The organism is Psychrobacillus sp. FSL K6-2836 (assembly GCF_038003085.1).
In the GTDB taxonomy this organism is placed as follows: Bacteria; Bacillota; Bacilli; order Bacillales_A; family Planococcaceae; genus Psychrobacillus.
Map to the genome: position 1 here is coordinate 1,107,566 of NZ_JBBOOM010000001.1, position 25,186 is coordinate 1,132,751.

General features: G+C 36.4%; 24 protein-coding genes. 4 read left to right on the forward strand and 20 right to left on the reverse strand.

All coding sequences use genetic code 11. The features are described from left to right. Positions 1–31: 31 nt before the first annotated feature. Positions 32–367 (forward strand): DUF5658 family protein, encoded by a 336-nt coding sequence (locus MKY37_RS05295; protein ID WP_340774570.1) that lies wholly within the window; start codon positions 32–34, stop codon positions 365–367. A 12-nt stretch (positions 368–379) separates the two neighbouring features. On the opposite strand, the gene MKY37_RS05300 is transcribed toward MKY37_RS05295, so the two are convergent. From MKY37_RS05300 to MKY37_RS05315, 4 genes are all read right to left on the reverse strand, one after another. Further along, on the reverse strand, positions 380–1,411 hold the full coding sequence (locus MKY37_RS05300; RefSeq protein WP_340774573.1) for a M23 family metallopeptidase: 1,032 nt from the start codon (positions 1,409–1,411) through the stop codon (positions 380–382). Between the two features lie 220 nt (positions 1,412–1,631). Further along, entirely contained in the window at positions 1,632–2,333 is a 702-nt protein-coding gene (locus MKY37_RS05305; RefSeq protein WP_340774575.1) for a gamma-glutamyl-gamma-aminobutyrate hydrolase family protein, read from the reverse strand. 102 nt (positions 2,334–2,435) lie between these two features. Beyond that, complete coding sequence (locus MKY37_RS05310) at positions 2,436–3,329, reverse strand: NAD-dependent epimerase/dehydratase family protein (RefSeq protein WP_340774577.1); 894 nt, start codon at positions 3,327–3,329, stop codon at positions 2,436–2,438. A 692-nt stretch (positions 3,330–4,021) separates the two neighbouring features. Beyond that, entirely contained in the window at positions 4,022–4,501 is a 480-nt protein-coding gene (locus MKY37_RS05315; protein ID WP_340774580.1) for a metal-dependent hydrolase, read from the reverse strand. 128 nt (positions 4,502–4,629) lie between these two features. Between MKY37_RS05315 and MKY37_RS05320 the strand changes: the two genes are divergently transcribed. Beyond that, the gene (locus MKY37_RS05320; RefSeq protein WP_340774583.1) at positions 4,630–5,097 is read left to right on the forward strand and encodes a hypothetical protein; all 468 of its coding nucleotides are present in this window, start codon (positions 4,630–4,632) and stop codon (positions 5,095–5,097) included. A 100-nt stretch (positions 5,098–5,197) separates the two neighbouring features. Here the strand turns inward: MKY37_RS05320 and MKY37_RS05325 are convergent, their stop codons facing one another. Both MKY37_RS05325 and MKY37_RS05330 read right to left on the reverse strand, forming a co-directional pair. Further along, complete coding sequence (locus MKY37_RS05325) at positions 5,198–5,860, reverse strand: ribonuclease H family protein (protein WP_340774584.1); 663 nt, start codon at positions 5,858–5,860, stop codon at positions 5,198–5,200. A gap of 334 nt (positions 5,861–6,194) precedes the next feature. Next, complete coding sequence (locus MKY37_RS05330; protein WP_340779845.1) at positions 6,195–7,070, reverse strand: helix-turn-helix domain-containing protein; 876 nt, start codon at positions 7,068–7,070, stop codon at positions 6,195–6,197. A 48-nt stretch (positions 7,071–7,118) separates the two neighbouring features. Here MKY37_RS05330 and MKY37_RS05335 point away from each other — a divergent pair, with 48 nt between their 5' ends. After that, the gene (locus MKY37_RS05335; protein ID WP_340774586.1) at positions 7,119–7,244 is read left to right on the forward strand and encodes a hypothetical protein; all 126 of its coding nucleotides are present in this window, start codon (positions 7,119–7,121) and stop codon (positions 7,242–7,244) included. Positions 7,245–7,321: 77 nt separating this feature from the next. Next, positions 7,322–8,260 (forward strand): putative bifunctional diguanylate cyclase/phosphodiesterase, encoded by a 939-nt coding sequence (locus MKY37_RS05340; RefSeq protein WP_340774588.1) that lies wholly within the window; start codon positions 7,322–7,324, stop codon positions 8,258–8,260. A gap of 66 nt (positions 8,261–8,326) precedes the next feature. Here MKY37_RS05340 and MKY37_RS05345 read toward each other — a convergent pair whose 3' ends face one another. The 14 genes from MKY37_RS05345 to MKY37_RS05410 form a co-directional block, all read right to left on the reverse strand. Then, complete coding sequence (locus MKY37_RS05345; RefSeq protein ID WP_340774590.1) at positions 8,327–9,361, reverse strand: LacI family DNA-binding transcriptional regulator; 1,035 nt, start codon at positions 9,359–9,361, stop codon at positions 8,327–8,329. Positions 9,362–9,538: 177 nt separating this feature from the next. After that, positions 9,539–11,635 carry an ADP-ribosylglycohydrolase family protein gene (locus MKY37_RS05350; protein WP_340774592.1) on the reverse strand — a complete coding sequence of 699 codons (2,097 nt, stop codon included), beginning with the start codon at positions 11,633–11,635 and terminating at the stop codon, positions 9,539–9,541. A 19-nt stretch (positions 11,636–11,654) separates the two neighbouring features. Next, on the reverse strand, positions 11,655–12,812 hold the full coding sequence (locus MKY37_RS05355; protein ID WP_340774595.1) for an ADP-ribosylglycohydrolase family protein: 1,158 nt from the start codon (positions 12,810–12,812) through the stop codon (positions 11,655–11,657). A 12-nt stretch (positions 12,813–12,824) separates the two neighbouring features. After that, positions 12,825–14,285, reverse strand: a complete 1,461-nt coding sequence (locus MKY37_RS05360; protein ID WP_340774597.1) for an extracellular solute-binding protein — start codon at positions 14,283–14,285, stop codon at positions 12,825–12,827. 49 nt (positions 14,286–14,334) lie between these two features. Continuing rightward, positions 14,335–15,228, reverse strand: a complete 894-nt coding sequence (locus MKY37_RS05365; protein WP_445323019.1) for a carbohydrate ABC transporter permease — start codon at positions 15,226–15,228, stop codon at positions 14,335–14,337. Further along, positions 15,229–16,131, reverse strand: a complete 903-nt coding sequence (locus MKY37_RS05370) for an ABC transporter permease (RefSeq protein ID WP_340774599.1) — start codon at positions 16,129–16,131, stop codon at positions 15,229–15,231. Then, positions 16,100–17,029 carry a ribokinase gene (rbsK, locus tag MKY37_RS05375; protein WP_340774601.1) on the reverse strand — a complete coding sequence of 310 codons (930 nt, stop codon included), beginning with the start codon at positions 17,027–17,029 and terminating at the stop codon, positions 16,100–16,102. Before rbsK ends, MKY37_RS05370 begins: the two co-directional genes overlap by 32 nt. Positions 17,030–17,041: 12 nt before the next feature. Continuing rightward, positions 17,042–17,353 carry a DUF4387 domain-containing protein gene (locus MKY37_RS05380; RefSeq protein ID WP_340774603.1) on the reverse strand — a complete coding sequence of 104 codons (312 nt, stop codon included), beginning with the start codon at positions 17,351–17,353 and terminating at the stop codon, positions 17,042–17,044. Between the two features lie 10 nt (positions 17,354–17,363). Next, on the reverse strand, positions 17,364–18,713 hold the full coding sequence (locus MKY37_RS05385; protein ID WP_340774605.1) for an acyclic terpene utilization AtuA family protein: 1,350 nt from the start codon (positions 18,711–18,713) through the stop codon (positions 17,364–17,366). A 532-nt stretch (positions 18,714–19,245) separates the two neighbouring features. After that, on the reverse strand, positions 19,246–19,875 hold the full coding sequence (locus tag MKY37_RS05390; RefSeq protein ID WP_340774607.1) for a bifunctional 4-hydroxy-2-oxoglutarate aldolase/2-dehydro-3-deoxy-phosphogluconate aldolase: 630 nt from the start codon (positions 19,873–19,875) through the stop codon (positions 19,246–19,248). A gap of 12 nt (positions 19,876–19,887) precedes the next feature. Beyond that, positions 19,888–20,898 carry a zinc-binding alcohol dehydrogenase family protein gene (locus MKY37_RS05395; protein WP_340774609.1) on the reverse strand — a complete coding sequence of 337 codons (1,011 nt, stop codon included), beginning with the start codon at positions 20,896–20,898 and terminating at the stop codon, positions 19,888–19,890. A 9-nt stretch (positions 20,899–20,907) separates the two neighbouring features. Continuing rightward, the gene (locus MKY37_RS05400) at positions 20,908–22,362 is read right to left on the reverse strand and encodes a tagaturonate reductase (protein WP_340774611.1); all 1,455 of its coding nucleotides are present in this window, start codon (positions 22,360–22,362) and stop codon (positions 20,908–20,910) included. 12 nt (positions 22,363–22,374) lie between these two features. Next, positions 22,375–23,883, reverse strand: coding sequence for a UxaA family hydrolase (locus MKY37_RS05405; RefSeq protein ID WP_340774613.1), 1,509 nt, complete (start codon positions 23,881–23,883; stop codon positions 22,375–22,377). A gap of 18 nt (positions 23,884–23,901) precedes the next feature. Continuing rightward, positions 23,902–25,185 carry a TRAP transporter large permease gene (locus MKY37_RS05410; protein ID WP_340774615.1) on the reverse strand — a complete coding sequence of 428 codons (1,284 nt, stop codon included), beginning with the start codon at positions 25,183–25,185 and terminating at the stop codon, positions 23,902–23,904. Position 25,186: the final 1 nt, after the last annotated feature.

A 25,186-nucleotide genomic window follows, 5' to 3' on the forward strand; every position in this document is an offset into this window, starting at 1 on the left:
ATAGAAAAACATGAAAGGAGTTCTCTTTCTAATGCAATCCATTTCTTCCATTTTGCCACAAAACAAACTGATCAAAATGGGAATTGTCCTATTAATACTCGCTACATTCGATGCTCTATTTACCGATTTTGGCATTCAGAATCATCATATAACAGAAGCTAATCCGATTATGCTTAGTATATATGAAGCCAACGTCACAGGCTTTTATCTTATAAAAATTGCTCTGCCTGTTTTATTAATCAGTATTGTAGCCAAATTAGAATCAAAACCCTTTATATTGTTTTTGTTAAATGTAGCAATTTCCCTTTATGTAATTGTGCTGTTGCTTCACTTTTTTTGGCTAACACTTGCTTTTATTGATAAGTGAATCCAGCAGCTACTAACTTGCTGCTGGATTCTTTTTAGCACTCTTTTCCTGCTGCTCCCAACGCTTCAATAATGGAAAAGGGTCGTAAGCCCACTCCGTGCGACCGTTAAATTTATACATTCCATAGTGTAGGTGTGGTGGGAATTTCCCCGAGGTTCCCTCACGACCATAACCCGAACTACCAACGTAACCAATGACGGTTCCTGGTTCCAATATATCGCCTTCTTTTAACTCCTTTGTATAACCTGATAAATGGGCGTAGTAATGATAGGTATTATTAACATCACGAATCCCTACACGCCAACCACCATAATCATTCCAGCCCTTTGTCTCGACAATGCCATAAGTTGTCGACTTCACTGGTACACCATAGGAAGCGAACAAATCGGTCCCTTCATGCATTCGTCGCCCACCCCAGCCGCGTCTGTCACCCCAAGTGCTACGGTAACTGTAATTATGCTGTAAAGCCAATGGAAATGCACGTCCATCAAGGTCCACCGTATTATAATGCTGATAAATTTTAGCATTTGTCATAATCTGTTTGACTGCTTCATCTCGAGCATAATATTCCTTCAAAGTTTTTTCAAAATCCTCAACTGTTACGACGCGTTCATTCAAATAATTAGTTAATGTAAACATTACGTCATCATCCTGTTTAAGATCAGCAAAGCCATCATTATTTCCATCAAGTCCTCTACCATCAAAGAAAGTAATTGATGTGCTATTCCGATCTTCTCTTATCGGATTCAATAATCCAACCCAAAAGTCATTGGAAAATTGAAAAGCCACAATTCCATCTCGTTTCGGGAGATCACTTCGAACCTCTTGCAGATTACGCTCATATTGGTCAATTGCTGCCAAGTAATACCACGGTAGCATCTCACTCGAATACTTTATATAGTAATCCATGCGCATTTCCAAAATCTGTTCCCTAGTCGGTTCCTTTTCCGCCGCCGAAACACTAGTGGAGATCAAAAAAGAAAGCACACAAACAGAAAACCCTCGCCTCAGCCAGCTTTTCAAAGCCACTACCTCCTTATTCATGATTCAAATAGCTTTCCCCAGAAAAAAAATTTCATGAATTGCATTTTTATATTAAAAAGGAGAATAATAAAAACGACTGCTATAAAAACAGTCGTCTGAAGAAAAGCGGAAGACGCCGATCTGCAGCGAAAAACGCTTGAAGATTGAAGTAAAAGGCGCTCTTGCCTTTTCTACAAGTCTGAAGCGATCGAGCTGCTGGCGTCTGGAACTAGACATAGCATTACTTCTTGCATGCATTCATAAATGCCTCAAATATCGCGAGCGAACTAGCATCACCTTTACTTATTAAGCTCTCGGGATGCCACTGAACACCCATTACAAATGGATGCTTTGTGCTTTCAAAGGATTCAATAACGCCATCACTTGCAACACCGCTTACGATAAAACCTACCGGCATATTTCGCAGCGCTTGATGATGATAGCTATTCACCTTAAATTTATCCACTCCAACAATTTTGCGTAACAATGACCCTTCTGTCACTTCTACAAAATGAGAGCCATGCCAATTTGGAGCCTCCTGATCATGCTGTAATAATGGACCCTCTTTTTGCGAATAAATATCCTGATACATATCCCCGCCCATCGCAATACTCATAATCTGGGCACCACGACAAATTCCTAGAATCGGCTTATTCAACTCCAACATCTTTTGAATTAGTGCCACTTCAAACAGATCTCGCTCTGGTACAATATTACCCAATCCAGGTAGTGGCTCTTCACCAAACAACGTCGGATCGATATCTCCACCACCAGTTAATAATAGACCATCTATTGCTGCTGCAATCTCTTCAATTCCATCTCCAACTAAATTTGGCAGCACAATCGGAACTCCCCCGAACTGTGTGATCGCTCGCACATTGCTCATCGGAACTGACAGCAAATCCTCTTTTAAATTTGACGAAATCCCAATAATAGCACTCAATTTAGAACACCCCTCTAAGTAGAACTTTGTATTATATATTGAATGTATGTTTTCTAACAGAGCATGATTTCATTCTCAGTAAATGGATTAATGCAACTAAACCTACTTCTCATTCATATTAGCTAATGCATCACTTATTAACCCTGGCAAATACTCCTTTAATTCTTTAAATTCATATCCTAATGACTTTGCTTTTACATTGCTGATCAGCCAAGTCTCTGAAATATTATATGGTGATCCGCTCTCTTCCTCCGTCGTTGCAACCACTTTCGCAGACTTCCCAACTTTTTCTTCTATATATTCAAGCAGCTCTCCCATTTTTACGTGTCCATTGGATGTCGCATTAATTGGACCCTCAAAATCGGATTGTCCAATCCATGCTAAAAAATCGCCAGCCTCTTCCTCTGATATATAATCCATAGCGGCATCTAAGTTGACGAAATGCACATCCTCTTGATCTCTTACTTTGCGAATATAATAATTCAGTCTCTCTGTATAGTCATTAAGCCCAATGACAATCGGAAATCTTACTGCAACGACAGGAAAAGATGCACGCTGGAAAAATGCTGCTTCTGCTTGTCTTTTACCTTCAGCATAGGAAAAGTTTTCCTTTGGTCCTACGTTTAACTTGTATTCAAATGGATTGAAATTCTCTTCAGTAAATCCTTTACCTGTGCTAACTGATTCATAGACAGATTTAGAAGATGTAAATACATACTTTTTCGTTTTCTCAGTAAAAACGTCTATTGCATCTATCGCTTCCTGGGAGGAGTAACATATTTGATCAAATACTATATCCCAGTCCGTATCTACAAAATTCTTTTGCATATCGCCTACATCTAAGCGGTCGACCTTTACACGACTCACTTTATCTCCAAACGGATCCTCCACATTTCCTCGTGAGGCAATCGTCACATCAAACCCCTGTTTCAATAAAGTATCGACTAGCTGTACACCAAAAAATCTTGTTCCACCCAACACTAAGACCTTCCCCATAATTTCATCCCCTTTATTTGTTCATCTTCCCTAACTATCCCATTTCCATTACTAAATCGTCAATCAAATATTGCAAATTTTCTCTCAAACGTCTCGACTTGCCCCGATATTGGTTCCGATATTTGAATTACTTGCTCTCTATAGTACTTTACTTGCGGTCGACGGATATTTACTTATGCTCTTCATATAAATACTTGCTCTCATTTGCAAGTTACTTGCTTTCCAGAGGCATTTACTTGCGAAACGGATAATACTCCCAAATCCCTAGCAAATTTTAAAGGATTATTACGATTTTTCAATCAATAATTGGACAGTTCTATTAGAAGAAAGTTATACGAGAGAGGTTTGTGTTTATACGAGAGCGTTGCATCTCTATCCGAGAGGGACTAACGCAATTATCATTCTATACGAGAGTCATTCTACTCTATACGAGAGCAAGCCAGCTTTAATGTTGGAACCCGATCGCTCTCTCTTACTACTCCATTACTTGCGTTCGGCTACTATTAACTTGCGCTCTTCGGATAAATACTTGCTTTCATTTGCTAGTTACTTGTTTTCAAGAGGCATTTACTCGTGAAATGGATAATACTTCCAAATCCTTCTTAGAGTTCATGGAACTTCTTATTGCTGATAACAGCTTAGGAGAAGCATTTACCGTAACTAAAAAAACACTCCAAGGAGTGTTTTGGTTGCTAAAAATAATTTCCGAATACGCCGTAGCCGAAGTAGACAGTAAGTAGTGATAATACTGCGAATACGAGATACTCTACTGTGCCGCCTGTTCTCGTTGTAATGGGAAATCGGACCGTTATCTTTAGTGGGTACAATAATTTGATGCCATTTTTGGTCGCCATATCTAATATGTAGTGACTAGCCATACCAACAAGAATACCCATAACGATAGATTCGTTGTCGACAAACGAAGTCAAAAGAATGGCTATCAAAACTAAAAATAGTAAACTATGCGTGAAGGAACGGTGCCCGAAAAGGGCGTTGATCACCTTGGATAATACTTTAAATTTACGACCGATTGTACTACCACCGTGGCAAATGTCCGGTATTAGGGCACCAACTACTCCTGCACCTACTAATAGAATAGGTTCAAAATCTGTAACTTGGGCAAAAGCAAGACTTGCTGCAAGACCTCCTATGATGTGTGTGTTTCCTGTCATGCTTTATTCTCCTTTTTCATGTATGTCGACAATTATTTTACACTATTTTTAGTGTGAAAGTTATCGGGCATTTGTACTGTACATACGTTCTGTTACAGATATGCCTGATTAATAAAACAATCAAAAAAATGACAGATAAAAAAGGATTGAGCATGAAAAGAAGTGGGTATAGATATAGAAAGGGAGTGATGATTGTGGCAAACGGAAATAAAAGATCTATGATAATAGGGGCAGCTACCGCACTTGCAGCAGTATATCTCACAAGTAAAAACAATAAAGCACAATTAAAAACAGCAGTAAAAAATTCTAAAACAAAGATTGATTCTATGGTGGCTTCTAAAAATACAAAACCAAGTCAAATGACAAAAACAGGTTTCTCCGACCCGAACGATCCAGATGATAATCGTATGGTTGAAGAGGGTGCCATGACAAGCGTTCAATATTATAATGAAAATGTACAAGATGCTAATACAAAGGCAGAAGCAAAACAAGCTTTCCCTAAATCTCAGCAGAAAAAATTAGCTAAAAAAGTAGAATCTTTACCGGAAGACAACAACGATTCACCAGCAAAACAAGAAAATGCTGCACATTTATAGGAATTTTTTATGATTCTAGGGTAAAGCAAAAACACCATTGTCCCTTGTAGACAATGGTGTTTTCAATATGTAGTTAGGAAACTAAGTAGGAAAAACAAACCTAATCCCCCACCAATTCAATGACAGCCTGAATATCAATACCATTTAAAGCCTGTGTAGCTAAACGGTCTGCTTCCCCATTCTTTTTCCTCGGTACTAACTCGTATTCCGCTTGAATTCCAAGACTCAATAGCTTCTCTTCAATTCGGTCTGCCCAACCAGTCAAATCCCTTTCAATTACTGGCCACTCGCCGTTTAAATGATTGATAACTACCTGTGAATCACCTATAAACCGAACAGGCAAATGATGAACACCCAGCAAATCCAATTCCTGTAACCCTAAATGCATCGCAGCATATTCCGCCTCATTATTCGATTCCAAACCTGTCGCGGGGGCATTTCGTCTCAATCGATAAGCCTTGCCATTCTGCTCATAATAAATGACACAACCCAGACCAGAACTTTTCGTTTCACGGTCATATCCTCCATCAAAATATACCGTCACATTATGTGGCTCGGTCTCAATACCTTTCAAATATCCCTTCAATTCTTTCACAGTCCAAGAACTATCGAACCGATCAACAAATGTCACCTGCTTTAGTCTTCCTGTACGTTCCATATCTTCCGAAAACAACAATGCCTGCGCAGCTGGCACCTCCTCTGAAAAGAACTCCATCTCCGCTCCTCTCGGCGTTTTGTACACCCACTCCATCCGCACCTTCATCTCGCATTCCTCCTTATATAGCATTAGTATTTCCATTGTATATCAATTTATGACGCTTCTACGTGCTCACATATTTCTCTTTAGTACAAAAATAGCAGTCGAAATTAGTATTCGACCGCTTAAGAAAATATCCATTTATGCATACACTAAAGATTTTTTTTAGTATATCTAGTATATTTGAAATGCAAAAAGAAATTAATACACTTTTATTTAAGTATTTCGTACCCTTCTAAAATGCTCATAGAGTCTTAGGAAGTTTCAATACTTAAAATAAGATTGGAGGAAACTATTCTATCAATAGAAGTTTAACGAAAATGCTAATAAGACACCCAGTCTAATCTAAATATTGCTTTTTATTCTGTTTAATCGCTTGAATGTAGAATGGAAGCTCTTGAAATTCAAAGATGAATAGAGCTTGTCGGTATACTTCTCTAATTTCTGCAACTGGAGCAAGTTTTTTTTCTAAGCATTGACCCTTGTAATAGAGGAATTGCCCAGTAAAAAAGAAAAATGTTGATTCTTTAGCCTTTTGAATACCAAGGTTAGCGGTTTCTAAAGCTGCGTCAATGTCATTGATATCATACAGTATTTTACACTTATTAAATAATACAATTATAAGTGTTTCATAAATTTTATAATCATTATAATTTTTATGGATATGTTCCTTCAATATTTTATTATAGTGATACAAACATTTATAACTTTCACCCTTATCTCCGTATATATTTGCAATTGAATTATTTATTTTAATATGAAGGAAACGGAACTGAATGGTAGTTTGGTTAGAAAAATTTAATATTCTTTTCAGACTAACTATACATTCATCAGGGTCAATCTGTTTTAAAGAATAGTTTGAAGTTAGTAATATGTATTCTAAATATAAGTTCAACCAAACATTATCTTCATCAAGTTTATTACTGTTAATAATAGAAATAACTTTTTGATAATTATGCTCTTTTAAATGAAACTCAATATCTTTTATAAGTTTTTCGCTTTCTAAGACATTTTTATGAAATAACATCTCAATAAAATACTCGACTGGGACTTGTAGCTTTAGGGCTATCTTCAATAAAGTATCTATTGCTGGATAAACTTCTCCGGCCTCTATTCGACTTATCGTCGACTGTGTACAAATATCTTTTGCGAGCTCCTTTTGGGAAAATCCCAGTTCAGCTCTCATTTTACTTATTTCAATGCCTAAGTATTTCATTTCCAACAGGATCACCCCATATTATATAAAAAAAGGACGGTAAAAAACATGAAAAAGTTATCTATTATTCTATTAATCGTATTAGCAGTAGCTTTATTTCCAAATGTAAGTAACGAAACTGCTTTATCACTAAAAGGTCCAATTACTACATTAGATCTACCATTCGTCCACTAATTCAATCAAAATCCAATAAAATTATAACATTAATTTTATTGGATTTTCTTAAAAATATTATATAAGGAGAAAAACCAATGCAGCCCACACCAAATCTTGATGTAAATCAGCTTTCATTACATAAGCATAGCGCAGATAAGAAAAATAATCATCAAAAAAATAGCATTTCTAATATAAATAGCATAGAAGGAACTGATAGCGATCAAGTATTTGCATCTTCTCTGACTGCACTGGAATTGGACCTTGTAAATGCAATAGATCGAAACCAGTTTGAATTGTATTACCAACCTAAAGTCGATGCGAAGAAGAATTTAATCATTGGAGCCGAGGCCCTTATTAGATGGAATCATCCTGAATTAGGGTTAATCCTGCCTAACGATTTTATACCTTTGGCAGAAAAGATTGGTTTTATAAATAATATTGGAAAATGGGTTAAAAAAACTGCCTGTTCTCAAAACAAAACGTGGCAGGAAGCAAACTTACCTGCTATTCCAGTTTCTATCAATCTATCAGCTTCTCGCTTCATGGAGAAAGATTTAGTCAGCAGTATACAGGAAACACTGGAAGAAACTCAGCTTGAAGCCCAGTACTTAGAGATTGAAATTACCGAAACTTCTATTTTGAAGAACGAGGAAATTGTCTTCTCTCTATTAGATGAGTTAAAAAATTTAGGGATCAAAATAGCACTAGATGATTTTGGGACTGGATACTCTTCTTTATCCCATCTGCATCATTTTAACGGGAAAATTGACATACTAAAAATTGATCGTACGTTTATACAGGATTTAAGTATTGCCAAACAAGAGGATGCAAATTTCATCGTACATATGATTATTCAATTATCAAACCAATTGAAAATGGATGTAATCGCAGAAGGCGTCGAAACTATGGAGCAATTGGAGGTTCTACAAAACTATAATTGCAATACGGTGCAAGGCTATTTGTTCTCCAAACCAATGCCTGCGTATCAGTTTGCCGAGTTATTGAAAAAACAGAGGATCGATCCTATTCGTTGAAAAAGGCTCCCTACATTAGGTAGGAAACCTCTTTTTTCATATTGCAATACAACCATGATTATTTCACTATTTAATAGGAAGAATTGCTCCACCGGGGTGTTTCCCCAAAGTAGACTCCCTTTCCCTCAAACGCACATCTAACTTAACATAATCACTGCCTTCATTCTTTTTTTCAATCATGTCGATTAGGTGAGTAGTTGCGAGTTTCCCCAATTCATAAATTGGTTGTTCAATCGTACTAATTTCAGGGTCCACCATTTGAGTTAGTTGAATTCCATCAAATCCAATAATCGCTATTTCTTCTGGCACTTGAATATTCATTTGCTTTAACGTTTTTAGTCCACCGATTGCCATAAGATCGTTTCCGAAAAAAATACCATCACAATCTCTATGATCATTCAATAACTGTTTTATGAGCTTTTGACCACTTTCTAAAGAGAAATCACCTTCATAAATGCATTCTTCCTGAAAAGGAAGATATCGTTTCATCGCTTCTCGGTAGCCTTTCAGCCTCTCTGAGGAAGAAGGATAAGAGCTTGGTCCACTTATATGGGCAATTTTCTTACAACCTACCTCGATTAAATGCTCCACTGCGAGTTTAGCCCCTTCGCTGTTATCCACGCCGAAGGAATTATTTTCATCATCACCTACCGCACGGTCAATACGAACAAAAGGTAGATTCATATTCTCCATCCCTTTTAATACCTCTCCAGTGAATTGAAAGGACCCCAAAATCAAACCATCGATAAATCGACTTTCAAGACTTCTCCAAAAACCGTTTGAATGAAGCAGCTCTTCTGGTGTATTTATTAAAAATAAGCTATAGCCTCTTGTTCTTGCAACGCCTTCAATGGCGACTACTAATTCGGGAAAGAATGGATTCGTGATATCTGGTATAATTAGTGCAATCGTATTCGTTTTTCCAATAGATAGACTCCTTGCTACTTCATTTGGCTTATAATCTAGTCGTTCCATTACTTCTTTAATTTTTTTCTCTGATTGCTCACTTAAATAGCCTTTGCCGTTTAGATATCTTGAAACAGTAGCGATGGATAAACCCGATTCTTTTGCTACATCTCTAATCGTTACATTTTTTTTCACGAAAGCTCAAACTCCCTGCCGAATTATGGTAAGAAAACCAGGCAAAAAATGCCCGGTATTTTAAGGTCAAAACCTGTTTTTAGCGTTTCCGAAGTGCTTTGGACAGACGTTTTGCTATAGAATCACCGAGTAAATTTTTAGTGAGTATCGGTTCCTATAGCGGTTGCCTGATCGTACTCATCCTACTTCCTTCACTTTAAATGATGAGATATCTAGTTCTCCCTTATCTAAACATCCAATTCCAATCATTCCAGAAGTGATTTTGTCATCTTCATATTCCAAAATAATTTCATCATCGATAGAAAACCGAATATTTTTCCCTTTATATTGAACCTGGAAACGATACTTTTCACCAATTCCCCAAATAAAGGGTACGGTGATTAAACGTTCGTAACCAAAATCATTTAAGATCAAGGATACTTTGTCTACTCCATCAAATCCTACAAGATAATGTCGTTGAATTCCTTGCGCTCTAAAGATCATTTTGTGGCTATCACCGCTAACTGGATGAACGTCGAATTCTATAATTGCGTCTTTTGTATAGTAATTTCCTGTATAACTCGAACAATTCCCTTCAGATAAACATGTCATCTTGTCTCCATTTAACGACCACTTACCATTATGATGTGCAAATGGAGTAATACTAAGAAATTCAACAGCTTGCTTTGAAAAGTCTATAGTATATTCAGAGTTCCCAAAGATATGGAAATTTTTCAAATAGATTGCGCCAAATGCACGTTCGAGCGAAGTAGATGGACTCTCCAGAATATATCCAATTTCATCTATCAATGCTCCACTCGTATCTGGAATTGTAAATTGTACACTAATCCATCGATGATTCTCGAGTTCAATTTTTTCGAATATCATACATTCCTTTGTAAAGGTATTACGAATATATGGTCTGATAAAAATACCGGAGCCTTGCCATTTATCTAAATACATATCAACCGCCACTTGCTGACCGCTATATGCTTTAGGAGCGAAAGTTGGTTTATATTTTTCATCATTGAATTCTTCTCTTCGATAGAAAGGCTTATAAAATATTTTACTTTGACTATCCCCATACATCCGGTCAAAAATGACCTCCAACGATCCCTGTCCGACTTTATCGCTATGCTGAATAAATGCTTTAAAAGGATTGTCTGATTTGAACCCATGTGTAGATCCTTGAAGCTCAAAATCGAAGAAAACCTCTCCATTTTTCACTTTGTTTTGAAGGTTATCAGGCGGAGTTTCGCCGGCCATCTTATACCCTAATAGCGCGAGCTCTGCTGAAAACGTTGGAATATCCACAATATTTAAGTAGCCTGAGACACTGGAAGCAACGATACAATCGTTTACTGGTTTTCTATAATGGAGAGGAATACCCCGAGTACCGCCGTATACACCAGTAATTGTCCCCACATTTCCAGCATTACAATCTGTATCCCATGCACACATTGTGGCAATTTCAATAGTTCTTGCAAAATCTCCATTTCCATAAAGTAATGCTAAAATACATACCCCTGCATTCGGGATAATATGACATATTCCAGGATACTTATCATACCCCCATTCAGCTTCTAAATAATTGCGACATTCACGAAAGTCCTCTGGTTTCTGAAGATGAAATTCTAGAACTGCATTCACTACACTTGCATAAACTGACTCCTTGGGAATCACTGATAATCCTGCGTCTATTATTTCAGAAATGGAAGTTGCTGTGAAAGCTTTAGATATACATGCAGCCATAAATCTTGCACCGTAAAGACCTTCTTTATCATGAGAAACACTGGCAGCTATCTCCGCAAAATGAGCAGCTTTTTCAACATTTTGTGGGTATATTAACCCCCAGCTATCAATAAGAATTTGACCGCCTATTTGTTCTGCCAACACAATTCCATTTTGCTCAACAGATCCTGATTTAGGAGCCTGGATCCCATTTTTTAAATTGAGGTAGGCGTTATGCTCTGTACTTATACCTTCTCCACCCCACCAAATCATTCCAATGCCTTCCCGACAATAGTTCAACCATGCCTTCCCTACATCTTCTGCCCGAACTTCTCTATCCTTCGCATCATCATAGAGAGCTCGTATAAAGAATAGAGGCCCGTTTGCATCATCGTCTGCAGAAAACATATTATAATCTTTAACGTATCCTTTAATGTCTCCATGGACTTGTAATATTCTTTCGAATGTCCATTCTGTTGGTTCTAACGGTGCACCTAGTCTAATTCCAACGTTCATTCCCAAGAATCCCGCATACACCTTTTCCAAATAATTTTCATGTAACACGTGATTCACTCCAATTCATTTATTCCGAGTCAAATAGACTGTTTCTCCTTTGATTTAGCGCAAGATCCTCTTTTATTATCATTTCTGCTACTTTAGTAAATTGCTCTGCTAGAAGAGTGAAATTCGTTTTATTTGTTTCTTCCAATAGTTTTATATCTTCTTTCTTTATAACGCCAACACCTTGCATAGCTCCTAAAATAACACCAGTCATCACACCGATGGAATCTGTATCTCTTCCAGAGTTTACACCGTCATAAATAGAAGTATAGAAGTCACCATCATTTAATACGATAAAGGCAAGTGCCATCGGAAGCTCTTCAATAGAAAATAACCTACTTGGTGTATAGTGGTTCGATGGAATACCAAGTTTCTCAAATTTTCGATGCACATCATCCTTCATAGGTGAATACTTTTCCATCTTCTTCTGAAGGACTTGTATTACTTCATCCATGTCAGCATTTTTCGTTCGTAACTCTTTAGCTGCAGTTGTTAAATCTTGTATTGCTTCCTTCGTTCCATCTTTAGCAAAGAATATCGCGGTTTCAATTATTTCACCGATTGTGATATTCGGTTCAAACGCTTTAGCAACACAGGCGGCTAATACTCCAGCCGCCTCCAGTCCATAACTACTTTGATGACCCATCGCAAACAAAATCGCTTCATCATATGCAGCTTTTGGGTTACCTGCATTGACTATGCCAATAGGTGCAATATACATAGCTGCTCCACAGTTGACCATATTCCCTATGCCGCCTTCTCTTGGCTCACAGTTTGCTAACACATGTCTTATAAAAATATTTTTTTCCGGATAAAACAAACGATCAATAATCATTGCTTCTTTTCCAAACTCCGGAATGTATTGCTTTTTATACGCAATCTCTTTAATGAATTCATCGCCCATGTCATACGCATCGAGATGTCTTTTCTTTGTCATATACACCTGTATCAATGCGTTTGTCATTAATGTATCATCTGTAATTATTCCATTCCCACGCATCCTCCCTAATCTGTCTTCTTCCGGGATATCTGCCTTATACCACTTTGTTTCTAGCGATTCTACACGGCCATATTGTTTTTTGATTTCTTGATAACTTAATTTTTCAATTGTTGCTCCCATTGCATCACCAAGTGCTGTTGATAGAAGAACTCCCTTTACTCGATCTTGAAAAGAAACCATTTATCTTACCCCTTACTTAATTGTTTCGTTAGCATATTCCGTAATTTCTGCTCCACCAGCCTCATTCCACTCTTTTACATAATCATCGAACTCGCTAACTGGTCGTTTTCCTGTAATAACATCTGCAGAGAAGTCTTTATAAATATTTTCCATCGCATCCCACTTGGAAACAAACTCCTCAGGGATTATGAAACTGTTATCAGGATTATAGAATTCATTTGCAAGGTCTCTTGAATTTTGTGCAGGTTCGCTTAATAATGGCGTAACAAGTGGTTTTTCAAGTTCAAAAGCCTCTGGTTCCCAAAATCTTGAGTACCATTCATTGTAGTATTTTTCCGTTAACTCAGTTCCAGAATCTGTAATATTAAAATGTTCACCTTCAAAGCCAAGACGATCTAGTACTTGCCCCTCTGGACTAGCTAAATAATCCAACACCTCAAAAGCCACGTCTTTGCTCTTAGATTGAGAAGATATCGCTAATCCACGAGATTCTTTCGTAATATCTGTAGCTATAAACCCTTGGTACTCCCCTTTTGCGGGTGGAAGTACGACAAGCTCAGCGTCCGCACCATTTACTTGTGTCATTTTCCCGTTATAAATGTCAATAACCTTCCCGTTTGTACCGGTAATCACAGCTGCGTCGCCATCATAGAAGGCTTCTTCCTTTGTATCCCATTGCTTCGTTAAATACTGTGGATCCAATAATCCTTCTTCATATAATTGATTGTAGAAAGTCAATTTCGCTTTCTCTTGCTCAGAAACTTTAGAATTTATATAACTTCCATCCTGTTCTAGCCAAGTTTGGTTCAAGCCAAAAGCCATTTTGAAAATAGTATCTAGTTCGGCAATATCTCCAGCTACCGTTACTGCATAAGATGGCTTACCACCGTCTGCATTTTGTACAACTTCTTTAAAGAATGTATGATAGTTTTCAACTGTTGGGTCTACCATTAATGCATCTGAACTAGCAGCATTTTCGAACCAGTCTTTACGAATAACTGGTGTTTTCGAATCCAATGGTTTTATCCAAAGTAGGTATGGATAGTTTTTAATTCTTTCTTCGTTATGTGGTAGCATAATATCTTTGATATACTCGGATTTTTCAATATAAGGAGTTAGATCTTCTAGTAAATCCTGATTAGCTATTTGCTGATCTCCACCTTGGAAATATATTAAATCTGGAATATCCCCACTCATTAATAGTAGATTTAACTTTTCTGCATAGTTACCTTGTGGCATTTCTACTAATTCAAACTTAACATTCAAATCTTTATCTTCCTTTAAAGCCTTTTCTAAGTTGGCAAAGTACTTAACCGCCACTGGATTGGATGGGCCTTCATCTTTAAATACAACTTTTAGTGTAACTACCCCATCTTTATCGACTGTTGCATCACTCGCATCGTCTGAATCATTAGAGCAAGCTGCTGCAAAAATCATAACAAAAGCTAAAACCAATAAAAGCATCTTCTTCATTTCATTTCCCCCTTTAGTTTGGTGTTACAATTCAACCTGAACTTACGACTTAATCCTTTACCCCTCCTTCTAGTGTTCCTTTCGCATAATATTTAAGAATAAAAGGATAGAAAACAAGCAATGGAACGATGGAAATAATAATTGTTCCCGCTTGTAAAGAACCAAAATCTAGTGCTTGGACTTGCTCATAAGAAAGGACATTCTGTGCTCCTAAGAGAGTAGTATTGTCTCTTTCTACTACAAATTGCCGAAGAACTACTTGCAATGGCCATTTATTTGGGTCTGTTAAGTAAATCGTTGCGCGGAAATATTCGTTCCAATGATAGACTCCATAAAATAGTCCCAATGTAGCCAAACCTGGTTTGGATAGTGGTAACATAATTCGAGTAAAAATTCGAAAATGTCCTGCTCCATCGATTCTTGCTGCTTCCAAAATACCATCTGGTACTTCTTCAAAAAATCGCATTAGGATAAACAAATAAAAAATATTAATCGTTTTATATAGTAATAGAGAAGCATAAGTGTCAAGTAACCCTAAGTCTTTAACTAGAAGATATTCCGGGATGAGACCTGGCTCAAAAACCATAATCACTATTAAAAAGACAACAACAACTCGTTTACCTACAAATTCTGTCTTCGCTAAAACATAAGCAGCTAAAGCAGTCAGAAACAGATTTAAAGCAGTCCCGACAATTGTAAGAAAAAGGCTATTGAAAATACTTCTAACTATAAGTGGATTTGAAAATAACACCTCATAATTGATAAATGAAAAACCTTTTGGAATAATATCCAACCCACTAAGTTTATGGACCTGTAAAGGGTCTGAGAAGGACATTGCTAAAAGATTCAAGATAGGAATTAGAATCATAAATGACAGGATTAACAAAATTGTAGAAATGATAAAGTGAGACCAAGTAAAGCGCTTAAAAAAACGTCGCATCATTTACCATACTCCTTTCCCCGTCAGCCTTTTCGATATAAAATGTGTGCTCAGTATTAAAACAACACCAATTACACCTTTAAAAAGACTGGCTGCCGTTGCATAAGCGTATTGTCCATTGAGAATTCCGATACGGTAGACATATGTATCGAGAATATCGATTTTACTAATCGTAGAATCGTTAATCATATTGAATACTTGGTCAAACCCTGCATTCAAGAAGAAACCTAAATTTAGTATGAAAACGACTACGACTGTACTTAACAGTTGTGGAAACGTGATAAAACGCATTTGTTGTAAAGTAGAAGCTCCGTCTATACGTGCTGCTTCATACAAAGAAGGACTAATTTTCATAATAGCTGCAAGATAAATGATGGAATCCCATCCAGCACTTCTCCACATTTCCGAAAATACTAGCACCCATCTGATATGATCTTTACTTGTCATATAATCTAGAGTTGGTAGTTGAAAAAAATTTCTGATGACATTTACGCCACCGCTATCAGGACTAAGTAAGCTAATCCATACTCCTGCAATAACTACCCATGAAAGGAAATGAGGTAAATAAATCACAGATTGTACGTATTTTCTAAATGGCCCATTTCTAAGTTCATTGATCATCAATGAAAGTATAATCGGGATTGGAAAAAAGAAAATTATCTTCATCGAACTAATAATAATCGTATTTTGTAATACATCAAAAAAAGCTGGAGAATCGAATAGTACTTTAAAATGCTTCAAACCGACCCAGATATTATCCCCAATAACACGGTAATCCTGAAAAGCGAGCTTCATGCCGATAATAGGGATCACATTAAAAATGACAAAATATAATATGGCCGGAAAGAGCATCAAGTAAATGACCCAGTCTTTTTTAATTCTTTGGAATATCCCCTTCTGTGTCATGGATTAGCTCCTTTTTAAAAATTTGATCTAAGTCTTTTCTATACGGCATGCCCGCTTGTGCACCCTTCTTCTGTACGGACAAGGCTGCAGCAATATTTCCAAAGCGGATACATTCGCTCAAATCCTTCCCTTCAGCTAGTGCAACAGCAAAGGCACCACAAAAAGTATCTCCAGCACCAGTTGTATCTACTGCTTGAACTGTTCGGGCTGGAACATTAACTATGCGACTCCCATCAAAAAATTTAACCCCTTCTTGACCGCATGTTATTACGAGCTTATTAGGAAATTTGCTCAATGCATCCTCCATCTTACTGTCTGACTGATCGAGAACCAAATGGTATTCATGTTCATTTGGAGTTAAATAAGTAATTTTCTCTAGAATGTCTTGTTTTATATGTTGAGATGGGGCTGGATTCACAATAATTATCTTTTGGTTCTCATAGAGAATTGGTATAAGGTATTCAATCGTTTCCATTGGTATCTCCAGCTGGAAAATAAAAATATCATGCTTCAAAATCTGTTCTAAGTGACTTTTTACATACTTCTCATTTGTATGGCTATTAGCTCCCGGAATTACAATGATTCGGTTTTCAGAATTACTAATTTCAACGAAGGCTGCTCCTGTATGTGCGTTATTCACAGCGTTAAGAAAAGAAGTTTCTACGTTTTCCAGAAGAAAAGAATCCTTTGCAAAATTCCCATTGTCGTCATTACCGACAGAGCCAAAAAACGTGACCTGTGCTCCTAAACGAGAGGCAGCTACAGCCTGATTTGCACCCTTTCCTCCGAGTGCTCTAAAAAAGTTGTTTCCTAGTATTGTCTCACCTGTCTTAGGAAGCACATCTGCCTCCACAAAATAATCACTATTTATACTGCCGACCACTGCTATTTTTTTCATATGTCTAACACCCTAATCTATTAGTATGTTCATCAATGGAGCATGCTGCTGTGCGCCATATACATCTCTATCTCCAATAGTTCCTGAAGAAACTTCCCTTAGAATTGTTATCTTTATGCCCATTGCAGGATCAAAAAACACAATATGACGGATATCACTTTCTGGAATGTTATAAAGACTACAGATCATCTCGGTTGTAATTTTATTTGAATTTTTAACCCGCTGATATTTTTCAGCACTATCAAATAAAATATCCATTGTCAGTTCAAATGGTCCTGAATTTTTACTTCTTAATACCTTTGCGATATCAAATAACTTTTCCATTTTCCCCCTCCTATCTATACTCAATTCGGAACGGATTATCTTCTATTTCCATTAAGTGATATACGGAAAACTCATATACTGGTCCGAACTCAATATCACTTGGCGCAAAAGGAAAAGCAAGGTTTCCTGCTGTGGACTTTCTTTTTTCGTGAGCAAAGTGTAAAAAGGTAGATCTTGCAGTTGCACAAATACTATTTGCAAGCTCCTGGTCCTTTGCAATTACTTCTATTACAACGCCGATTTCATGTCCTCTGAAGACTTCTTTTTCTTTATCGCCAAGGACTGCATTCATCCCGTAATTGTAAAAATTCACTTTGTAATCATTGCTTGGAATTTCATCATAGTAATCACTTACCTGTTGCTTCACACGTTTTTCTATATCCTCTACGTTTTCCAATAAAATCGGATCTCTTATACCAGCCAATACAAATGTACGATAAGCAACTTTCCGAGCTCCCTCCAGCTTTATGAAATGCTGCTCCGCGGGAATATACTTGCTATTAGAAACTTCCACAACTCCATCTGCTAATTCTTTAAACTCGCATTGCTCTAGGTTCAAAGTGAATCCTGGCCCATGAAGAATATATGGATGCTCTTTCTCATAAAAAGTGTGTGCAGCCACGCTTATCGATGTACAGCTACGTTTCGGGTTTAAAGACTTCACTTTGAAAGAGGTTTCACCGATGATACCTAAAATACTATCCTTCGTCGTTCCCGGCTCTGCGCAAAGAGCGCCGCATTCCAATATCTTTCCAAGATGATAAGAAAGCCCAGGATCTTTTCCATGAAAAATTCCGATTGCCGCAAAAGGGGAAGGGTCATATGCTCTTCCACAAACAATAATATCTGCCTTTTTTTGTAGAGCCTCCAAAATCGGTTCATGCCCCATTTGCGCTACAATTCCATTTGTCTCAAGAATAACCTCCTCATTTAAAGAAGGTATATTAGGACTTAAGGGTTTTATTCTTCCTTGTTGATTTGCTTCCATTACTAAATCATTTGGAATATCCGCCCACACAATAGCTATTTTTGCTCGAAGACCCATTTCCTCCAAAACTTCTTCGATAATGTCCATAGTCCAATCTACATGCACCTGTGCTCCTGCTCCGCCAGCTGAGCCAATGATAATTGGTATTTTCTTTGGAATTCCATTTTCCAATATAATGGTTAAATCCTTTTTTGCAGCGCGCCTACTAACAATTGAAACACCGGCTCCGAGTTTATGAGGCCCCGCATCTGTCGATCCTGCATCCACTACAATCCCATGGGGTTCCTCTTTCATTCCTCGTAAGAATGATTCCTCTGGAAACCCATATCCCAACATTCCACAGGGAGATAAAATCTTAATCTCATTACCCATTTGGCCACTCCTCTTTATTTACTTATAAATCATATATTCAATAGGATAATATCAATTGTGAAACCGGTTACATATTTCATCAAAAAAATATTAGGATGCAATCCTCCATTTTATGTAACCGGTTACAAGTATGATAATTCAGAACTCTTAAACAGTCAACAAAATTTTTGAACAAATTAGGAATTGTTTTCAGACAAAAAAAGTCCCATCAAGTAGGGACCTTTATTCTTAGATATTCCGTAAAATACCAATTTTGACGCTATAATAGAATTTAATAAATTCAACCATAAGGAAGGAGAAATAAAGTACGTGTTAGAACAATAAAAACCGCCCTATTCGATAATTTTAACGAGTAGGGCGGTTTTTTTAGGATTTTACTAAGTATTTCAATAGGATTTGAAATTCTTGAATGAAAAATCGCGAGTGAAAAATAAAAGAATTTTCTTCGATTACTCTATTGACGGTAAGATTAGGTGGCTTTTCGCATTCTGGACCGGATTAGCCTTCTTACCAACGTTTGTGGATTTTACTACTAATTTCTAGCAAGTTGAAATGCAGATACAAATGCTTTTGCCGCATTCGTAATTTCAGCATTTGTTTCATATTGATAAATTGCACTTCCAACACCAACACAAATAGCTCCATTTTTCACATAGTCCCCTAAATTACTTAATGTAATGCCACCTGTTGGCATGAGTGGAATAGATCTTAATGGACCTTTTACATTTTTAAAATAGGATGCCCCCATTGCATCCGCTGGAAAAACTTTTACTAAATCAGCACCCGCCATATGTGCTTCAAAAATTTCAGTTGGAGTCAAAGCACCACATGCTATAAAACGTTCTGCCTTATTGGCTAGGGCTATTACCTCTTTACTAACAATAGGCGTGACTATAAAGTCTGCTCCCGCCTCAATAGCAGATTGGGCCTGAGCCTCTGATAAAACAGTCCCTGCACCAATACATAACGCATCTCCGTAATGAGATTTTGCAGCTCTAATTGCTTCAAGTCCACCTTTTTGTTCGATAGTAATTTCTACTGTATTTAGTCCGCCATCACGTAAAGCTTCTATAATGCTTACAATACTCTCTGGATTCATATTGCGCATAACAGGTATAATACCCGAATTTGACAATTGTTTTAAAACATTATCTTTATTCATTTTTTCACCTCATTATTCTCCGAAACGAAGGAGTGTCTTGTTAAAATTAAAATCACCGTTATTAAAAAGAGGAATTATTTCTTCAAACTCAATAACTCTTGAAACATAGTTTTCATTTATTTCCCCTGCATTCATACACTGAATAACATATTCAAAATCTTCTTTAGTAGCATTTCTGCTAGCTAAAAGCGTTAATTCTTTCGAATGAAAGTCAGGATTAAAGAAGCTAATCGTATCTTTAACTAATCCAACATATACTAACCTACCACCGTGACAAACAAAATCGAATGCCTTCATCATGGAATGTTTATTACCAGTAGCATCAAATACAATTGAAGGTAATTTGTTATTATTAATATGTAAAATATCTGCTTCCGTAGTGTCGGAACCAACTATAATATAATCACAATTTGTCCATTCTTTCGCAAACTTTAAGCGCTCTGGGCTAATATCCATTATAATTGTTCGAGCACCTTGTAGCTTCGCAAATTTGGCAACACCAAGTCCAATTGGACCGGCACCAATTACTAGAACAGTTTCACCTTTTTGAATAGTTGATCTTCTAACCGCATGGGCACCAATACTTAGGGGTTCCACCATAGCTGCCATTTCAGATGACAATTGATTAACGGGAAAAACATGAGAAGACGGGACCACTATAGATTCTGCCATTCCTCCATCCATATGTACACCTAATACCTTCATTTCCGTACAACAATTAGTTTTACCATTTTGACAAGATCCACAAATTCCACAATGCATATAAGGAATAACTGTTACTAAATCTCCGGTTTGGATATCCAATACATTAGAACCAACACTTTCTACAATTCCAGATAACTCATGACCTAGTACTCGAGGATATGTAAAAAATGGTTGATTCCCTCCGAACGCATGTATATCTGTTCCACATATTCCAACTCGTTTAATCGAAATTTTCACATCTGATTTATTCACTAATACTGGAGATTCTCTTTGTTCTATTATTAGTGATTTTGGTTCTGTACAAACAATTGTTTTCATAGATTCCCCTCATTTCAACTGTAATGCTAATGCTTTTTCCATTCCTTCATTTAAGATGATACTAATACTTTGTACAAGTTCTTGAGCAACATCGCTTATTTCTGAAGTGTCCATACCCCATGAAAGTAAAATTTTCTCTTCAATAAATTTCTGCAAAACACTTTGGTTCGTAAAATTACTACTATATAATTCAGCAAACATTGAAACTACTTCTTCATTATCTTTAATTCCTTCACGGTTATAAAAGAAAGTAATTAATGCAGCTAAGGAAAATAATAATTTTTTTCGGTAACCCTTATCCGATTCCCTAACAATTGGCCATAAACGAACATAAAATTTAGAATAACTATTAAGACTAATATCTTTTAATAGATGGTGTAAATAAGGGTTTGAAAAACGATCTATAACTTCTGATATATATTCGTTAATTTTTTTATCTTCACTCTTTGGCAAGGTTAAAGCTATCTCTTTCCTCATAACATTCTGTATAAAATTACCCAGCAAGGGATGTTCCAAGGCCTCTTTTACTGTTTCCACTTCTAGCTGTAGTCCTATAACAGACATAATGGAATGTGGACCATTTAATAGCCTTACTTTAAGGTTACGATAAAACTCAATAGGCTCGAATTTTACGTTTAATCCTGCTTCTACAAAAGGAAGTTTACCACTCAATTGTTTGGGTCCTTCTATTACAAATAAATGATAAGGCTCAGCCATTGTCAAAAGCTCATCAGAATAACCTAATCTTTCAAACCAGTTATCTGCTTCTTTATCTGGATAACCTGGGACAATACGATCTACTAATGTATTACAAAATGTGCAGCTTTCATCAATCCATTTAGAGAATAAAATAGGTAATTTCCAGTCTTTGATAATTTGCTGACAAATACTTTTTAATACATCCCCATTATTTTCAACTAGTTCACAAGGAATAATAATCCATCCTTTGTCCTTTGCACCGTTATAGTATTGATATCGGTGAAAAAGTAATGCAACTACTTTTCCAGGAAAGGATAAAGGTGAGACAGATTCTTGATATGCTTCATTTTCATAAACAAGTCCTGCCTCGGTTGTATTGGAAAAGAGAAATTCAATATATTCTGAAGTTGCTACTGTTAAAGCTTCACCCCAGTCCGAATATGGATTTATTCCCCTAGTGATCGAACTAATGATTTCAATTTTTTCTACAGGTTTTCCATATTCAATCCCACGTCGAACAAGAGTATACAAGCCATCTTGTCGATTTAACTTTGGTATGATTTTACCTCTAGGCGTTGGCTGAATTGTAACTACGCTTCCTTGGAAATTAGTTTTGTTATTCATCTCAAAAACCATCCAATCAATGAAGCCTCGCATAAAATTACCTTCACCTATTTGTAAAACACGTTCAGGAAAAATATTATTTTGGTGAGATATGTCTTTATCTTTCAAATGCTCTAAATTTAATTGGGTAGGTAAATTCACACTGCCTCCTCCTTACATAGTTACTCCGTCTTTAAAAATTGCTATTTCTTTAAATCCGAAAACTTCATTATTAGTAAGTTTAGTTCCAGAAGCCACATCTAAAATATAATTGAAAAACTCATTTGTTACTTGGCTCATACTTTGCCCCTCAACAATTGTTCCAGCATTAAAGTCCATCCAATTTTTTTTGCGTTCAAATAATGGTGTATTAGTAGAAATCTTCACAGTAGGAGTAGGTCCTCCAAATGGAGTTCCTCTACCTGTTGTAAATAGTACAATCTGGCATCCGGAAGCTGCCATAACTGTTGTTGAAACTAAATCATTCCCAGGACCTTGTAATAGGGTCAATCCATTTTTTCTGAGCTTACTACCATAAGGAATTACGTCGTTCACAGGTGCAAAACCACCTTTTTGAACACATCCCAGAGATTTTTCTTCGAGTGTTGTAATTCCACCTTCTTTATTTCCAGGAGATGGATTCTCATATACTGGTTGGTTGTATTTTATAAAATATTGTTTAAAATCATTTACTAGATTTACAATATCGCCAAATATTTCTTCATCTTTTGCTCTTTCCATTAATATCGTTTCTGCTCCAAACATCTCTGGAACTTCCGTTAATACAGTCGCACCATGATAACCAATTAATTTGTCAGAGAATGATCCTACAAGAGGATTCGCAGTGATACCTGACAACCCATCACTTCCTCCACATTTCAAGCCAATTTTCAATGCTGAAACAGGTACTTCCTCTCGATGAAAAGAGGTTACATATTGAAAGAGATTTGTTATTAACTCCATGCCTTCTTCCATTTCATCGTCTACTTCTTGTACACTTAAAAATTTCACACGATCTGGGTTATATGCGCCTATTTCATTTTTAAATAAATCAATATAATTATTTTCGCAGCCTAGCCCTAAAACAACTACACCGCCTGCATTAGGATGATGAACCAAATTAGAAAGTATTTTTTGCGTGTAAACTAAGTCATCACCTAATTGAGAGCATCCATATGGATGTGAAAAGGACTGGACCCCATCAAAATTATCTGCATCAAATATTTTATTTGCCATTTTAGCTAAATTCTCTGAAACTTTATTGATGCATCCTACTGTGTTAATAATCCAAATCTCATTTCGAACTCCTACATCTCCATTTTCTCGTTTGTATCCTTGAAATGTAGGAAGATTAATTTCTTCATTTGTACTAATGCTTTTCTTTGGTGGTTGATACGTATAACTTAGTTCACCATCTAAATTTGTTTTTAAATTATGTGAATGGATTAGCGTACCAACTTCAATCTCTTGAATAGCTTTTCCAATCGGAAAACCATACTTCACAACATTTTCTCCAAATGAAATAGGTTTAATAGCAATTTTGTGACCCCTCATAATATCCTCTCTTAATAGAACTGTTAGCCCACCCTGTTCAATAGACTGACCTTTTTTAAAATCTTCTAAAGCTATCCAAACATTATCGGATGGATGAATTTGAATTAGTGATTGTTTAGTTGCCATCATTTCTTCAACTCTCCTCGATTAAAATAATAGATTTGGTAAGAACATCGAAATTGCCGGTATAAAAGCAAATAGTATTGCCGCAATAACAAGTAAAATCCAAAATGGCGTTATATGTTTGATAAAGTCTTCAATTTTTGTTCCAGTAATCGCACAAGTTGTGAACATTATTGTTCCTAGAGGAGGTGTTAACGTCCCAATACTCAAACAAACAATAAAGAAAATACCAAAATGGACTGGGTCTATTCCATAAGTCATTAACATTGGCATAAATAATGGAGTTAAAATAACCAACGCCACATTCCCTTCAATGAACATACCTACAACTAATAAGAAGATAAGTACAACAATAAAGAACATTAATGGTGATGATATAAATCCTGTCATAAACTCTGTCATTTTCTGAGGAACTTGCTCTAAAGTAAGTACCCAAGCGAATGCTGACCCTGCAGCAATAATGATTAAAATAGATGCTGAAGTATGTACTGTTTCAACTAATGCACTGACTAATTGTTTGAAATTCATTTCTCTATAAACTACAAGACCAAGAACAAGTGCATATAATACCGCTATAGCTCCTGCTTCTGTAGCACTAAAAATTCCTAAACGTATTCCTCCAATAATTATTAAAGGCAATAAAAGTGCCAAGATTGCATCTTTTAATGCAAAAAGGAATTCTTTTAATGTAATCTTCTTTTTATTCTCAGTTTCTAAGTTGTTCTTTTTAGCGTATATATGAACATAAACCATCATCATGATACATAATGCTAATCCTGGGATTACTCCAGCTAAAAATAGCTTTCCAATTGAAACGTTTCCAATATATCCATACATGATTAATGCAATGCCTGGAGGAATGATTGGTGTTATTAAAGATGTAGCAGCTGTTAGTGCAGTAGAAAAGCCTTTACTATATCCTTTTTGCACCATTTCTGGTACAAGAACTTTTGCTTGCATCGCTGCATCAGCAATATTAGATCCAGATAATCCACCCATCATGGTACTTAGTACAACATTTACTTGAGCCAGTCCACCAGGTAGTGGACGTGTAATAATTTCTGCAAACCGCAACATACGCATAGTAATGCCTGTATAGTTCATAAGAATTCCAGCAGTGATAAAGAAAATGATTGCCAAAAGTGGTATAGATTCTATCCCACCAATCATCCGCTGAATAATAATTGTAGTTGAAAAATTATTTTGGAAGATAAAATAAGTTGCTGTACTAATAACGAGAGCAAAGGCAATTGGTACATTTAGAAAAAATAATATTAATAAGACTGCAAGAACTATCATCATTTCCATG

Coding starts and splice junctions, on each gene's coding strand:
- MKY37_RS05335 (WP_340774586.1), top strand. CDS start 7,119: ATGAAAAAGTTATCTATTATTCTATTAATCGTATTAGCAGTAGCTTTA.
- MKY37_RS05385 (WP_340774605.1), bottom strand. CDS start 18,713: ATGGGTAATGAGATTAAGATTTTATCTCCCTGTGGAATGTTGGGATAT.
- MKY37_RS05365 (WP_445323019.1), bottom strand. CDS start 15,228: ATGATGCGACGTTTTTTTAAGCGCTTTACTTGGTCTCACTTTATCATT.
- MKY37_RS05325 (WP_340774584.1), bottom strand. CDS start 5,860: ATGAAGGTGCGGATGGAGTGGGTGTACAAAACGCCGAGAGGAGCGGAG.
- MKY37_RS05395 (WP_340774609.1), bottom strand. CDS start 20,898: ATGAAAACAATTGTTTGTACAGAACCAAAATCACTAATAATAGAACAA.
- MKY37_RS05405 (WP_340774613.1), bottom strand. CDS start 23,883: ATGATGGCAACTAAACAATCACTAATTCAAATTCATCCATCCGATAAT.
- MKY37_RS05380 (WP_340774603.1), bottom strand. CDS start 17,353: ATGGAAAAGTTATTTGATATCGCAAAGGTATTAAGAAGTAAAAATTCA.
- MKY37_RS05360 (WP_340774597.1), bottom strand. CDS start 14,285: ATGAAGAAGATGCTTTTATTGGTTTTAGCTTTTGTTATGATTTTTGCA.
- MKY37_RS05315 (WP_340774580.1), bottom strand. CDS start 4,501: ATGACAGGAAACACACACATCATAGGAGGTCTTGCAGCAAGTCTTGCT.
- MKY37_RS05320 (WP_340774583.1), top strand. CDS start 4,630: ATGACAGATAAAAAAGGATTGAGCATGAAAAGAAGTGGGTATAGATAT.
- MKY37_RS05390 (WP_340774607.1), bottom strand. CDS start 19,875: ATGAATAAAGATAATGTTTTAAAACAATTGTCAAATTCGGGTATTATA.
- MKY37_RS05410 (WP_340774615.1), bottom strand. CDS start 25,185: ATGGAAATGATGATAGTTCTTGCAGTCTTATTAATATTATTTTTTCTA.
- MKY37_RS05355 (WP_340774595.1), bottom strand. CDS start 12,812: ATGGTTTCTTTTCAAGATCGAGTAAAGGGAGTTCTTCTATCAACAGCA.
- MKY37_RS05295 (WP_340774570.1), top strand. CDS start 32: ATGCAATCCATTTCTTCCATTTTGCCACAAAACAAACTGATCAAAATG.
- rbsK (WP_340774601.1), bottom strand. CDS start 17,029: ATGAAAAAAATAGCAGTGGTCGGCAGTATAAATAGTGATTATTTTGTG.
- MKY37_RS05340 (WP_340774588.1), top strand. CDS start 7,322: ATGCAGCCCACACCAAATCTTGATGTAAATCAGCTTTCATTACATAAG.
- MKY37_RS05370 (WP_340774599.1), bottom strand. CDS start 16,131: ATGACACAGAAGGGGATATTCCAAAGAATTAAAAAAGACTGGGTCATT.
- MKY37_RS05330 (WP_340779845.1), bottom strand. CDS start 7,070: ATGAAATACTTAGGCATTGAAATAAGTAAAATGAGAGCTGAACTGGGA.
- MKY37_RS05310 (WP_340774577.1), bottom strand. CDS start 3,329: ATGGGGAAGGTCTTAGTGTTGGGTGGAACAAGATTTTTTGGTGTACAG.
- MKY37_RS05300 (WP_340774573.1), bottom strand. CDS start 1,411: ATGAATAAGGAGGTAGTGGCTTTGAAAAGCTGGCTGAGGCGAGGGTTT.